Origin of the sequence: Variovorax sp. EBFNA2, from assembly GCF_033802765.1 — a bacterium.
GTDB classification, from domain to species: Bacteria; Pseudomonadota; Gammaproteobacteria; order Burkholderiales; family Burkholderiaceae_C; genus Variovorax; species Variovorax paradoxus_H.
This window is the reverse complement of the sequence record NZ_CP138496.1, coordinates 779,343-792,547: the sequence shown is the minus strand read 5'-3', so window position 1 is coordinate 792,547 and position 13,205 is coordinate 779,343. Positions and strand designations below refer to the sequence as shown.

General features: G+C 59.3%; 11 protein-coding genes. 2 read left to right on the top strand and 9 right to left on the bottom strand.

The window, feature by feature from the left end; genetic code table 11:
* Window positions 1-4: 4 nt before the first annotated feature.
* Complete coding sequence (locus RZE79_RS03510) at window positions 5-1,873, bottom strand: glycosyltransferase (RefSeq protein ID WP_319359037.1); 1,869 nt, start codon at window positions 1,871-1,873, stop codon at window positions 5-7.
* 327 nt (window positions 1,874-2,200) lie between these two features.
* Here RZE79_RS03510 and RZE79_RS03505 point away from each other — a divergent pair, with 327 nt between their 5' ends.
* Complete coding sequence (locus RZE79_RS03505) at window positions 2,201-3,004, top strand: ABC transporter permease (protein ID WP_319359036.1); 804 nt, start codon at window positions 2,201-2,203, stop codon at window positions 3,002-3,004.
* 6 nt (window positions 3,005-3,010) lie between these two features.
* Window positions 3,011-3,712 (top strand): ABC transporter ATP-binding protein, encoded by a 702-nt coding sequence (locus RZE79_RS03500; RefSeq protein WP_153280756.1) that lies wholly within the window; start codon window positions 3,011-3,013, stop codon window positions 3,710-3,712.
* A 50-nt stretch (window positions 3,713-3,762) separates the two neighbouring features.
* Here RZE79_RS03500 and RZE79_RS03495 read toward each other — a convergent pair whose 3' ends face one another.
* From RZE79_RS03495 to RZE79_RS03460, 8 genes are all read right to left on the bottom strand, one after another.
* Window positions 3,763-4,938: a glycosyltransferase gene (locus RZE79_RS03495; protein ID WP_319359035.1), complete on the bottom strand. Its 1,176-nt coding sequence runs from the start codon at window positions 4,936-4,938 to the stop codon at window positions 3,763-3,765.
* On the bottom strand, window positions 4,938-6,269 hold the full coding sequence (locus RZE79_RS03490; protein ID WP_319359034.1) for a hypothetical protein: 1,332 nt from the start codon (window positions 6,267-6,269) through the stop codon (window positions 4,938-4,940). The genes RZE79_RS03495 and RZE79_RS03490 overlap by 1 nt, the downstream gene beginning before the upstream one ends.
* Before the next feature lie 173 nt (window positions 6,270-6,442).
* Complete coding sequence (locus tag RZE79_RS03485; RefSeq protein WP_319359033.1) at window positions 6,443-6,841, bottom strand: GtrA family protein; 399 nt, start codon at window positions 6,839-6,841, stop codon at window positions 6,443-6,445.
* Between the two features lie 48 nt (window positions 6,842-6,889).
* Entirely contained in the window at window positions 6,890-7,846 is a 957-nt protein-coding gene (locus RZE79_RS03480; protein WP_319359032.1) for an NAD-dependent epimerase/dehydratase family protein, read from the bottom strand.
* The gene (locus RZE79_RS03475) at window positions 7,843-8,817 is read right to left on the bottom strand and encodes a glycosyltransferase (protein ID WP_319359031.1); all 975 of its coding nucleotides are present in this window, start codon (window positions 8,815-8,817) and stop codon (window positions 7,843-7,845) included. The genes RZE79_RS03480 and RZE79_RS03475 overlap by 4 nt, the downstream gene beginning before the upstream one ends.
* Window positions 8,818-8,890: 73 nt before the next feature.
* Entirely contained in the window at window positions 8,891-10,429 is a 1,539-nt protein-coding gene (locus tag RZE79_RS03470; RefSeq protein ID WP_319359030.1) for a glucosyltransferase domain-containing protein, read from the bottom strand.
* Window positions 10,430-10,472: 43 nt separating this feature from the next.
* The gene (locus RZE79_RS03465; protein WP_319359029.1) at window positions 10,473-11,240 is read right to left on the bottom strand and encodes a glycosyltransferase; all 768 of its coding nucleotides are present in this window, start codon (window positions 11,238-11,240) and stop codon (window positions 10,473-10,475) included.
* On the bottom strand, window positions 11,233-13,197 hold the full coding sequence (locus RZE79_RS03460) for a glycosyltransferase family 4 protein (RefSeq protein WP_319359028.1): 1,965 nt from the start codon (window positions 13,195-13,197) through the stop codon (window positions 11,233-11,235). Before RZE79_RS03460 ends, RZE79_RS03465 begins: the two co-directional genes overlap by 8 nt.
* Window positions 13,198-13,205: the final 8 nt, after the last annotated feature.

Here is a 13,205-nt window from a genome sequence, read left to right as displayed (position 1 = left end):
CGCGTCAGGCCGGTGCCACGCGCGGCGGCCAGGCGTAGCTGAAATCTTCGCGTTCCAGCATGAGGTTGGGGCTGTAGGCGGGGTCGTTCTGCAGCCATGCGCCCCATCGGCGCTTCATGTAGGCCACATCGTCCTGGAACGGCCCGCTTGCCGGCTCGGTGCCCTTTCTGGCGCGCGCCGCAGGTTGGTGGTCGAGCAGCTCCGCGTAAGGGGTCCAGAGCGTGCGCAGTCCGGTTTCGCCCAGCCTCAGGCAGAGGTCCACATCCGCGAACGCCTCCTTCAGATGGGCCCCGTCGAGGCCCCCGACCTGAAGATAGCGGTCTTTGCGGATCACAAGACAGGCCGATGTCACGGCCGACAGCGACTGGATCAGTGCGGCACGGCCGCCGTAGCCTTCGCGCCCCGCGGGCATGCCGCGGTGCGAGCAGCCGGCCACGCCATCGGGTCCGAGGCCCAGGATGATGCCGGCGTGCGTCAGGATCCGGCGCCGGTCCATCAGCCTTGCGCCCACCGCGCCGACACCGGGTTGCAGCGCCAGGCTCACCATTTCAGACAGCCATTCGGGCGTGAGGACCTCGAGGCTGTCGTCGAGCAATGCGATCACGTCGCCCGTTGCAGCCTCGACCGCCGCGTTGCGCAGCGCGGCGGCGCCCTGCTTCTGCGCATGGCGCAGCACGCGCACGTTCGGGCGCCCGGCCACAGATTCCAGGCAGGCCAGCGCCGCGGCATCGTCCGAGGCGTTGTCGGCCACGATGATTTCGTAGTGCGGGTAGACGGTCTTTGCGACGATCGCGTCCACGCACCGGCGCAGCGACACCGCGGCATTGCGCGTCGAAATGACCAGCGACACCAACGGCGGCGTGTCGGGCAACGCGTAGTGCACCCGGTAGCCGAACCCGATGTGTTCTGCGGTCGCGCGCGTCTGCGTCCGTTCGAAATGCTCGTTAAGCGCGCGCTCGCCGGCCACCACGGCATAGGGCTTGGCGTCCATCGACTTCGCGGTGCTTTCGGCATGCACGCGCCAGTGGTAGAGCACCCGCGGGATGTGGCGCACCTGCCTTGGCTCGACACGCTCCATGCAGCGAAGCACGAGGTCCCAGTCCTGCGAACCTTCCAGGCCCAATCGGAAGCCGCCGACGGCACGCACCAGGTCGGCCGACAGCACGCCCAGGTGGCTGAACATGTTCTGCGAACGGAAGAGATCGGCATTCCAGTCGCACTTGAAATACGGGCCGGAACGGCTCAAGGCTTCGTCGACCTTGTCCTCGTCGGAATAGATCAACCGGACATCGGGATGGCTGGCAATGCAATCGGCCACCCAGAACAGCGCGTCCGCCGGCAGCAGGTCGTCATGGTCCATGAGCGCGATCCATGCGCCGGCGACCAGCTCGAGCGCACTGTTCGATGCGGCGGAGATGTGGCCGTTCTTCGGCCGGAGCACCACCTTGATGCGAGAGTCGCTGTCGGCATAGGACTGCAGGATCGCCCGGACCTCCGCCGAGGGCGACGCGTCGTCCGCGATGCACAGCTCCCAGTTCGGATAGATCTGTCCGCGCACCGACTCGATGGCCTCGCGCAGCCAGACCGGATTGGGGTTGTACGAGGGCATGAGCACCGAAATCAACGGCCGGTCGGCCATGGCGGCCACGCGCTGCGCCAGCCTGTCCGTGGCAGCGGGCGTGAGGGTGTCGTGGTCGCGGACCCAGCGCGCATAGTCGTTGAACCCCGTGACGCGCCGCCCGAGTTCCCACTGAATGCCGCGCCAGCCCGCCTTGCGGAACATCCGCCACGCCCGTTGGAGCCGCCCACCGACGCCAGGGGTTCTCCAGAGCACGGTCAGGAAGAAGTCGAAGAGCCGAGATACAGATTTCATAGACGACCTGCCGGCTGAAACGGCAAGGAGGGAACTTTTTCGTGGAATACGCGCCGTACAGCGGCTCGAAGGAGAAGCGAGGGCTCGATGTCCGTCGGCAGCCGATTATCTTCGCTTCGCCTTTCCGCCCGGGGCTGCACAGGCCGCCAGCCGCCGACACAGGCCGTTCACCTCGCCCGGTAAAATCGCGCGGTTCACACAAAGGATAGAAAATGAGGCCGCCCTCCGGCATCGCTGACGTGGCGACCCTTGCCCGTCACGACACAGCCCGGAGCTCTTCGGGCGAAGACACCACCGTCCATCCCCCGCAGACTCGTACAGACGCACATGAGCCAAGTTCACTCCAACCTCCACCGCAGCGCCTGGTCTGATTGGTGGGAGGGCACACGCCGCACGGACATCTGGTGGACCCTCGCCTGGTCCGACATCGTCCTGCGCTACAGGCGCTCCATGCTGGGCCCGCTGTGGCTCACGCTGAGCATGGGCGCCATGATCGGGGGCATGGGGCCGCTGTACAGCTCGCTGTTCGGCACCGAGCTGTCCACGTTCTTCCCGCACCTGGCGCTCGGCATCATCTTCTGGGGCTTCTTCTCGAGCATGGTCACCGACTCATGCAACGCGTTCGTCAGCTCGGGCAACTACCTCAAGCAGAGCTATTTCCCGATCAGCCTCTTCGTGTGGCGCAGCATGGGGCGCAACATCATCCAGTTCGCGCACCAGATCGTGCTGTACATCCCGGTGGCGCTCTGGGCGGGCATTTCGCTGTCGTGGTCTGCACTGCTTTTCGTGCCCGCATTCATCCTTCTGCTGATCAACGCCCACGCCCTGGGTCTTGCGCTGGGTCTTATCTGCACCCGATTCCGTGACGTCACCCAGATCGTCACCAGCGTGATGCAGATGCTGATGTTCCTGACGCCGGTCTTCTGGCTGCCCTCGAGCCTGCCGGGCCGCGCCAAGTACATCCTCTGGAACCCGTTTGCACAGATGCTCGACCTCCTGCGCACGCCGCTGATGGGCGGAGTCGCACAAGCCCACAGCTGGTGGGGCATCCTCGGATGGACGGCGGGCTGCGTCGCCGTTTCGTGCCTGCTGTTCGCAAGGTACCGCCGTCGCGTCGTCTATTGGCTCTGAAGAAACATGGCTTTCATTTCACTCAAAGATGTCTCCGTCAACTTCCCCATCTACGGGGCAGGTGCCAACTCGCTGAAGAAGACCATCGCGGCCTCGGTCACCGGCGGTCGATTCGGCCAGGAGACCGGCGTCACCGTCGTTCAGGCGCTCAGCAACATCAACCTCGAATTGAAGAGCGGCGACCGGCTGGGGCTGGTCGGCCACAACGGCGCGGGCAAGTCCACGCTCCTGCGCACCCTGGCCGGGGTCTATGAGCCTTCGTCAGGTGAATTCACCCGCCAAGGCTCGGTCTCCAGCCTGATCGACCCTTCGCTGGGCATCGAAGCCGATGCCACGGGCATCGAGAACATCATGCTGCGCGGCCTGGTCATGGGCATGAGCAAGAAGCAGCTCGACAAGCTGACCCCCGAGATCTGCGAGTTCAGCGGCCTGGGCGAATACGTGCACATGCCCGTGCGCACCTATTCCACCGGCATGCTGATGCGGCTCGCGTTCTCCATTTCCACCAGCGTCGAGGCGGACATCCTGTTGATGGACGAGTGGCTGTCGGTCGGCGATGCCGCCTTCACCGAGAAGGCCGAACAGCGCATGAAGGACGTGGTCGCCAAGTCCGGCATCCTGATCCTCGCCTCGCATTCGCCGGAGCTGATCGCCAAGGAGTGCAACCGGGTCATTCACCTGGAGCACGGGCGGATCGTGGAGCGCTGAAAAGCGCGCCGGGGCGGGGGGGGCGGAACTCCCCGTGCGCCCCTGGGCCTCTAGGCGATCTGCAAAGCCGTCAGAATCGCCTCGGCCTGGTGTTGCCAACCGAACTTCGCCAGTGCGTCCTGCCGCGCCAACGCGGCCATCGTGCCGTAGTTCGCACTGCTGCGGTCCACGGCCTTCAATATCACTTCGGTCCATTCATGGGCCTTGGCGAGGTAACCGTTCTCGCCATCACGGATCGCATGCCGGTAGGTGAAGCCCGGGGATGCAATGCTCAGCGTTCCGACACTGGCGGCCTCGAAGTACTTCAACTCGGACTTGCAATCGGTGAAGGCGTTCGACTGCAGCGGCATGAGGTTGAACTCGACAGTTCCAAGCAGCCGTTGCAGGTTCACGTAGTCGTGAAACGGCTGTCGGCTGATGCGATGGGCGAACTTCTTCATCGCAGGGCCGTGGTCGATGTAGCCGACGACCATGACCTCCACGTCCGGGCGCTCGGCCATCACCTCGATCAGTGCCGGCTCCACGATCGCATAGTCGAGGCGATGCGAAGGTGAGCCGCTGAAGTAGCCGAGGCAGACCTTGCCATCGCCGGTGAAGCGCATGCGCTCCTTGGCCGCATAGACCTTTTCCGCCAGCGCCAGCTGCTCCCTGTTCATGAAGTTCGGCACGACGGCGACCGGAAGGCCCGCGTAGTCTGCAAGCTTCTGGGCAAGAAAGTCGTTGGTGGTGATGGCACCGTCGCAGAGCCTCAGCGTCTGGCCCATGCGCGCGATCATCGCGAACCAGTCGTCCCAGACCCCCGCCTGCGCCATGTCGAGGCCCAAGGTGGCCATCACGAGGTGGGCATAGTCGGTATCGAAGACGAGGTCATCGACATCGAACAGCACCTGCTTGCGGCGCGAGCGGAACCTGGTGATGAGCCCGTTGATGCGATGGCAGTAGCGAGAACGGCAGATCACCAGCACGTCGGCCGCATCGGCGATTTCGTCGAATCGTTCGCTGTCCGACAGGAAGAAGTAGCTGGCCGAGACGTTCTCGACGCCGGACTCGTTGAGCACCTGCGCCATGTTGTACGCACGGTAGCGGAAGGTGCTGTTGTTCGGCTCTTCGTAAAAGTAGGCAACGCGCGTTGCACCGCGGCGCTGGTGCAGCATCGCCAGACGCGCCGAGACCGGCAAGAGCCATGGGTCGGCATAAGGAACCGCAGGAACGTCGAGGGAAAACATCAGCGCCCTGCCGTGAGCGCCCGGAGGACATCTGCGAACGCCAACGTCCAATCCGTTCCCAACCCGTTCGCCGCAAAATTGCGATGGCGAGTTTCCCTGTCGTTGGCGATCGCCACGCCCGAACGAAGCGCGTCCAGCAAAGCCCGCGTCTCCAACTCGGCGCAAATGATGTTGGGTGAATAGCCCGACAGGTCCTGCTTGTTGGCAAACCTGTTCGTCACGACCACCGCACCACTCGCGGCCAGGTCAAAAGGTGGATAGCTGGGATGCGGCGTGTACATCAAGCTGAGCCCCAGGTCGATGGTGCCCGCGAGATCGGCATAGGCCTCCCATCCGAGGCCCTCGCAGCGGTGCGGCGTGTAGCCCGCGCCGAACTTCACGTGGGGAATGTCCTTGCCGACGAGAAAAATCTCCCACTGTTCGAGGTCGAGAATGCCCTCGTTCACTGCGTGATCGATGATGCCGAGCCCGATCTGGAAAAGATTGCGTGGATTGTTCGGCCTTGCGTAGAAGAAGAACCGCTTCTTGCCGTTTGCCTCACGAGGGCGCGGATGGAACAGCGACTTCGGAAATGCCGGCTCGAACCAGAACCCGTTGCGCCCGAGGTGCGTCAGGCCCGTGGCCATCAGATGGTCGTAGAGCAATCGCGTGTTCACGACGAACCGGATGTCCTGGTTGCGCAAGACCCGCTCGCAATGCACGCGGTCTTCTCCGAACGCGTAGAACATGCGCTCGTCTTCCTGAAGAAGATAGATGATCGACGCGGCCGGAACGCTGGGCAGCGTGGCAGCCGTGGTCCACCAGGAGGTCGTGACGAAGATCTCGTCGGGATGGATGTCCAAGCCGGGAACAGCCTCGGCAACGGGCGGCGTATCGATCTCGTCGCGCTTGAGCGGCGCGAAAGCGAACTGGATCTCCTGCTGAAGCTGAATCCCGTATGCATTCAGGATCTGCCACGCGTTGGCTGGTGACGGGACCTCGGTGCGCGTGACGACCCGCAGCGTCGCGTTCATCTGGTTCGCCAACTGCGCAGAAAACAGCAAGGCAGTCCCCACGCCGCCAAACAGGCTCTCGGAGCCGATGCTGTCCGTCACCAGGCTGATGCGGGGCACCGAGGGCCGGGGAATCGTGTAGACGTCCAACGCCTGCTGGGAAATGAACCGGCGGGCGCGAAGCTGCGGCACCGATTCGGCGTTGGACTCCTCGTCCTCCTTGCTGAACACGGCGCGTCCTGCGATCGCGTCCCCCAGCTTCTCGCGAATCAATCTCGCAGCCGCCCGCGAACCGTTCTCTCGCCAGAACTCAACGAACCGCCGACCTCGCACACTCATTTTATTTTCCTGTTTTTATTTATCAAATCTCAATCAGAGAACCATCGAGAAATGCAAAATCGTGGATTGAAAATCAAAACTCACGGGGATTTCAAAAACGCTCAACCTTGAACATCAGATCAACCGACAAAGAAGGGTAAATCAAAAATTCCCCCCAAAGAATTCAATATGTTTTATTGTATTTTTAAACGAAACACCACATATTTACTGATCAGATAGGCCACAACCGTATAAACCGGCATGCCCAATGCCTGAGCCATATAAGTATTTATACCAAAACCGTCGATTGCCGTCATGACTGTCAGCAGGTTGGCAGCGTACGCCACCGCGGTGGCCAGAAAAAACTTCACCGCCGCCGGCACCATGAGCCCTTTGTAGGCGAACGTCCACCGGCTGTTCAAGGTGAAACTCACACAGATCCCCACGCCGTACCCAATGGCATTGGCCAAGACATCGCCTGCATGGAAGAAATATTTGGCGGAATATATCACCGACAATCCCACCAGCGTATTGGCAACCCCGACCACGAGAAATCGAACGAACTGAAAAGAAAAAATTTCAGCCCGTTTCATAATTGAATCGAATCCAAAATATAAAAATTCCTGAAAAACAACATTCCATCATTTCGAAGTTTTTTCAGGATTGGCGTGCGCCGCCCGCTCGGCGCTGAGAATCTGGTGTATCCCTACGCCGAGACTGCGCGCCTGTGACAATCGCTTTCCATTTCCAACGATGGATTGAAATTGGATTTTCCTTTGATAGAGGCTGGAAGCCTTGCTGACGCCCGTGGTGATTTTGGGTGGCTTCCTGGAAATTCTCTTGAAGATGGAAATGATCTCGGCGATCGTCGTCGGCCGTCCCGACGCCACGATCTTCAAGAGCACCCCCGGCCACAGACTCGGTTCGCGCAGGGTGCCGATGATCTCGCACGCCGCGTCGTCCACCGAGATGTAGTCGCGGATGGTGTCGATAGGGACATAGATGCCCACGGGTCGGTTGCGCACGATGCTGCGGGCCATGTGCGTCAGCAGCCCTTGCGCCTTCCCGACAGCCTGCCCTGCGCCATAGAGCGTCGATATCCGGGCCAGCAACACGGAAACTTGCGGGTGTGCAGCCCCGAAAGCGCGCAGAAGATCTTCCTGTCGCAACTTCGCTCGCGCATAGGCACTGTTGGGCGCCGGCACGGAGTTTTCGGTGATGACTTCGTCTTTCGACGATGCGTAGATCGCACCGGCTGAACTCGCAAGCACCAGCGCACCCGGCATCGTCATCAATACGTCGTTCGACTGGATTCGTCGAATGAGCGACGCCAGCGCCCGGACTTCCGGCTCGAGCGACTCTTCCGCACTGCCCATGGTGCCGATACCGGCGGCCCAGTAGATTTCCCATCTGGATGCTTGACGCGCCTGGAGAGAAAAGGCATCCACCGCCGCATCGATCTGCGATGCCAGCTGCGCCTCATCCGTCCAGCTGAAGCGCTCGGCGGGAGCGAATACCGTGGCGCCGTCGAGCCGAAGCGCACGGCAGAACGCGGAACCCAGCAAACCTCGGCTGCCAAGCACCCAAGTCAACGTCATGGGCGGCTCTTCGGCCTGGTCGGCTTCGAACTCACGACATAGAGAGGCTTGCCCATCGCGATGCCCATCGTCACCGCCAGGTACTCCGCGATCACGCCAAGCGCTGTCAGGATGACCCCGGAGAAAAATGCCACCACGACAGCGAGCGATGTCCACCCTTCGACCGGCACCTGTCCGGTGTATTTCTCGTAGATGGCGTAGATCGCAAATCCCATTGCCAGCAGAATCGAGAAGAATCCCATGATGGTGATGAGGCGCAGCGGCCGAGTGCCGGTCGTGAGCACCAGGCTCCAGAAATGCCGGACTAGCGACAGGAAGGAATAGCCCGAGGGCCGGCCCAATTCGTCCCTTAGACGCAATGGGCAGTGCCCCACACGGCCCGTGATCCAAAACAATCCGACATCCAGATAGACGCCGTTGCCGCAATAGGCCGACAACGTCCTGGCAATTTCGCCATCGATGAATCGGAAGCTGTTGAAGCGGCCGATGCTTTTATTGCCGAGAAGACGCGTGCTGATGCCCTTGGCCGTCCGGCTCATCAGGTTGCGCAACCAGCCATGCGGCGGCGGATTCGTGGGTTGCGCATAGACGAGCTGGAGCGAAGCACTGAGGGCCAGGTCCAGCATCGCGCCGATGCTTGTGGGGTCCTGCTGACCGTCTTCGTCCATGGTCACGACCCAGTCCCCCGTGGCGCTGGCCATGCCGGCCATGGTGGCGGCGTGCTGTCCATAGTTTCGGGACAGCCATACCGGCTGAACGAAAGCGTGGCTCTCGGCGAGAGCTGTCATGGTGAGGTCCGAGCGGTCCGGTCCGCAATCGTGGACCAGCACGACTTCGCTGACGACGAACGAGTTTCCGGCCGCGGTGACTTGCGGGTGTGTCAGCTTCTCGATTTCGGCCACGAGAATTGGCAGCGTTTTCTCTCCCGAATAAACCGGGATCACTATGGAAACTCGTTCTAGCCTGCTCATTTTAATCGCTTTAACAATTTAATTTGTCGTCGTTGAATAAACTCAATCTGAAATTCTTCTCGAAATCAGAAACTCATTTCTTCAAGCAAACAATGGCTAGATTTTCAACAATGGAAATAGACTCCGGATTTGGCCAAGACTTGGATTTTTCGCAATATCTTTCACCAATCAAATTTTGATCGCCGGAAGGCTTTTTGAATACATAACCAGACACTTCAACCAGCAATGGCGCTCTTGAATATCCTGGGGAAAATGCTGAAATATTCATATCCCCCTGAGTCGTATTCAACCTAGAGGGACGGCGCCAACCACCATCGCTTACAAAAATATACTCGACCTTCGAAAATTCATCTTTTTGCTCAAGGCGAGCGATTACCCGGTTCGCCTCAGCCCTATCCCATGAATTGACTCTTTGTTGATCAGCGAATATTTGATTGCTTATAAAAACAAAAGACACCAACAAAAGCATCAAAAATCCCGAAAAAATATTCCCCGGGATTTTCCCCAAAAACCCTCGTACCGCCGAATAGCCGACGAGCAACAGCAATCCAATAATCAATGCCACCTGGGGAAGCACTCGCGGCACTGGATGCCAGTCCTTGAATGGAGCGATCACCCCTACGGTCACTGGAATCAGCAAAAGCAAGCCCAATGCGATGCCAAGGAGATCAAGCAGCTTTTTTTTATCTCTTTTTTGATTCCATAAAATCCTCGCGGTCAAGACCACAGCGATAGAAATCATCGCGGCAACAAGAACCTTCAACCACCGAGGAGAGACCGGCTCATCCAACCAGTAGATCCGAAGCAGAAGATCCTTGATCTGCGCGATTCTCTCCGCAAAGAACCCGCGTTCAATGAGGTTTGCTCTTCCCGTCAACTCGATCCATCCCAAGCTCTTCGATATGCTGAGGATGACTAAGAAAATGAGCACAGAAGCAAGGCAAACAAGCGCCAACACCACTGCGCGTCGTTTGAGATCTTGTCCGTCAGCTACGTCAAGACCAATCCGACTCCAAGAAATCGTTCCAAACAGGTAGGCAAAAATAATAGCTGCGGAAAAATAGTTCAGAAAGCCTTGGTAGATGAACAACATGCCGACCGTGGCAGTCAGTGCAATCGCGATGCTCGGCCAGCTCATCGGCTTTCGCGAAATCATCTCCAACGACACGATGGAAAACGCCGCCGCCACGCAGTACCCGGGCAGCACCATGCGGAAGGTGAGGATTTCTGCCAGATATGGATGGGCCACCATGACAGCACCCACCAACGCCGCACCCCGCGCATTCGCGACGCCTACGAATCGCAAGATGGAAACGACCAGCGCGGCCTGAAGGAGCAGTGCGCAGATGCCGAGCGACACGTACAAGTCGTTGATGTTCACACCGAGGGAGTCGATGAAACTGTCAATGCCCCCAAGCAGAAACCGGCCCTGCGTCAGGAATACGTTCAGCTCGCCCTTTGTGAACCCCTGCCCGAATGCGTAGTCATCGACGGCAAAACCGCGCGCCAGAACGCCACCCTTTGCAATCAGTGCTGTACCAAATACGATCAGCAGCAGCTTGACATGGGTGCTCTCCCACCCGTCAAGTATTTTTAATTTTGTTTTTTCCATCACACATTGAAGCCGAATTGAAAAGCTTCTCGGGAAGCACGAACTAAACTGCGACGCGAAGCTTCGAATCGGGCCTCCTTGTCTGATTTTTCAGGATCTTCTTGAAAATATCACTGGGTGCCGCGATGCAACCTGCCGAGCTTGTTTGGCGAACCAAAGAAATCTGCTTCATCCGGATGGCATGCCCGGTTCCTGGGACGCATTTGTGCACGGCACCCGCAGACATCACCTTGAGATTCCAAGCCCAGTCTTCGTAGCCTATTTGCGCTGCCAAATTCGTTTCTGGATAGGGATTTTCCACAAGAAACTCCTTGCGCACGAAACAAAGCGACGTCCAATAGTTCACCAACGCAAGTGCTGCCGCATCGAAATTCTTGCTTTCGGCATCGATATGCACAAAAACATGCGGGTCGTGTCCGAAATAGACATTCACCTCGGGATGAAGCACGAGTTCACGCTCGTCTGCGCTCGCCATGGCATAGGCATCCGCAACCCAGGTAGGCCCCCAGAGATCATCGCCATCGAGAAACGCCACGTACTCGCCCTCGGCCAGCAATGCCGCCTGATTCCGAGCATGCCCAACATCCCCATGGTTCATGGGGACCACACGCACGTGGGGAAATCTTGCGACGCTGTCTCTGACGATCTCGACCGAAAGTGCGTCCGCGCGATCCATCGCGACGAGCAGTTCGGTGGTCAGGCCCCGATCCCGGGCCGTCTCGAAGCACGCCCAGACACTGTCCAATGCCGGCTTGAGCCACAGGCCTTCCTTGTGCGCATTGACGATTGCCGTGACGTGGAATTTAGACATGCTCGGCCTCGCTGGAGAACATGGATGAGAAAGGAAGCCCTGCCTTGAATGCGGACCAGGAACGCTCGACGCCCAACTTTTTCCTCATGGCTTGCAGGCGACGCTCCACCTCTTCCGGGTTGTCGAGAATTTCCTGGATGGCCGCGCAGTAAGCGCGCTCGTCGTCCAACGCATCGATCAGCCATCCGGTGTCGTTGGTCACCAGCTCGGAGACGCCTCCGACATTGCTCGCGATGATGGGGACGCCTGCGGCGGCGGCATTGATCAGGACCGTCGGCATGCCCTCGAAACGCGACGTGAAGAGGAAGGCGGCATACCGCTCCAGGGGAAGCTTGCTGAACGAGGCGAACATCCCCAGCAGACGCAGTTTGGGCTGCGTGCCTGCCAGCGCCGCCAGTTCGGCTTCGCGTTCAGGCTCACCGCCGCCGTAGACGTCCAGTGTGACCTCCGGCAGAGACCGGATGATCCGACCCAGCAACTCCGTATTCTTCTGGTGGCAGAACCGGCCCGCCCAGAAGACGGCCGGCCGTGGTTCGTCGGAGGCCGATCTCTTGGAAATCTCTCGCAGATCGTCCAATGCCGGCTGAGGAAGAAACTGGAGCTTCTGCGTCAATGCAGGTGTAAATCCATACCTCGCTACCACTTCTTCGAGAAAGACGTTGGTATCGAAATAGATCTTGTCGACGTTATGGATCGCGGCCCGGAGGTGCGTATCCGCATACCCCGCCCCGCGGCCATCTTCCGTGAAGTCGCGGCAGAACAGCGTCGTGTAGACCTTGCATATCGACTGGAAAGCCTTGCCCTTTTCAACCAGGGCGGCCCAGCACGCCGAGCTGTTTACGTTCGTGATCGACTCGGGCTGAAGCGTGAATATCAGCGCCTCGACAATGCGCTGCCTGTTCCGCGGATTGAGATCTGCGTCGTAATCGGACAAGACGAGCACCTGCGACCCCGAAGGCAGCCAGTCGAAGGCATCCACCTTGTCATGGTCAGTCAAGACGAGCAGCGTGGCAGCCACGCCGACCGCTTCCTGGGCCGCGCGCAGGATGTTGACACCGGCGAGATCCGCCCCGCCTTTGACAAGCCAGGGCATGAAAACGACGTGCCGGATTCCAGCAGGCAGGTCATGAAAAATTTCAGTCCAGGCGGCACCAAGCTCATCGGTCGGGATGCTGAAATTCGGGCGCAGTCTCAAATGCTTGCCGTGCAATGGATGGCACGATTCGATTTCGGGGTCGAGCACCATCAGGTCCGCAACGGTCCGCTTGACGACCGATGCGATCTTGGGCGGCATGCCCTTGAAGCGACCTTCCTTCATGCCGTGCTTCAGGTAGTGAAGCAGCGGGTGCACACCGTGCAAGACGACATCCGGATAGATGTCGCAATACCACTCGCAATCGAAGTTCTCGCTGGCCTTCAACCCCTCGAAACCGCCATGCCGCAGGAAATGAAGGTAAGGATCCTGATTCTTCAGATGCGGGTAGTTTTCGAGGTACCACTCGGCATCGAAGAGGTCTGTTTCATGGAGCAACTCGAGATCGCGAATCTCCTGCTCGGTCACAAGCAGAATTCCATTCTTTGAATATCGACTGAGATCAACGGATGGCGCCGAACGTCGCTTACCCGAGAGCGACGCACGCGCCGCTGGGCGGGAAATTGCAATCTTCCGCCCTTCCTCTTTGCCCCATTTGAGGTAATGCACCAAAGGATTGAGGCCCCGATATGCCACATCCTTGTTTGCCTCCAGATACCCTGCTGCATCAAACTTTTCGCTCGGTGCACGCCCTTCTTTGCCGCCGAACCGAAGGAAATGCTGGATCTCAGCGCCTTCCGGAACATCCGGATTTTTCTCTCGATACCATTTTTTATCGAACAAGTCCGACTGCCGGAGCAAGCTGGCATCGCGATACTCGTTCACAAGCTGAGCGCTGCGCTTCAGTAGCTTTTTGAAATTCATTCCGGGTT

Bases quoted from the DNA above. Each gene is read 5' to 3' on its own strand.
- RZE79_RS03475 (WP_319359031.1), bottom strand. From the start codon at position 8,817: ATGAGCAGGCTAGAACGAGTTTCCATAGTGATCCCGGTTTATTCGGGA.
- RZE79_RS03490 (WP_319359034.1), bottom strand. From the start codon at position 6,269: ATGAGTGTGCGAGGTCGGCGGTTCGTTGAGTTCTGGCGAGAGAACGGT.
- RZE79_RS03510 (WP_319359037.1), bottom strand. From the start codon at position 1,873: ATGAAATCTGTATCTCGGCTCTTCGACTTCTTCCTGACCGTGCTCTGG.
- RZE79_RS03485 (WP_319359033.1), bottom strand. From the start codon at position 6,841: ATGAAACGGGCTGAAATTTTTTCTTTTCAGTTCGTTCGATTTCTCGTG.
- RZE79_RS03470 (WP_319359030.1), bottom strand. From the start codon at position 10,429: ATGGAAAAAACAAAATTAAAAATACTTGACGGGTGGGAGAGCACCCAT.
- RZE79_RS03480 (WP_319359032.1), bottom strand. From the start codon at position 7,846: ATGACGTTGACTTGGGTGCTTGGCAGCCGAGGTTTGCTGGGTTCCGCG.
- RZE79_RS03495 (WP_319359035.1), bottom strand. From the start codon at position 4,938: ATGTTTTCCCTCGACGTTCCTGCGGTTCCTTATGCCGACCCATGGCTC.
- RZE79_RS03500 (WP_153280756.1), top strand. From the start codon at position 3,011: ATGGCTTTCATTTCACTCAAAGATGTCTCCGTCAACTTCCCCATCTAC.
- RZE79_RS03505 (WP_319359036.1), top strand. From the start codon at position 2,201: ATGAGCCAAGTTCACTCCAACCTCCACCGCAGCGCCTGGTCTGATTGG.
- RZE79_RS03460 (WP_319359028.1), bottom strand. From the start codon at position 13,197: ATGAATTTCAAAAAGCTACTGAAGCGCAGCGCTCAGCTTGTGAACGAG.
- RZE79_RS03465 (WP_319359029.1), bottom strand. From the start codon at position 11,240: ATGTCTAAATTCCACGTCACGGCAATCGTCAATGCGCACAAGGAAGGC.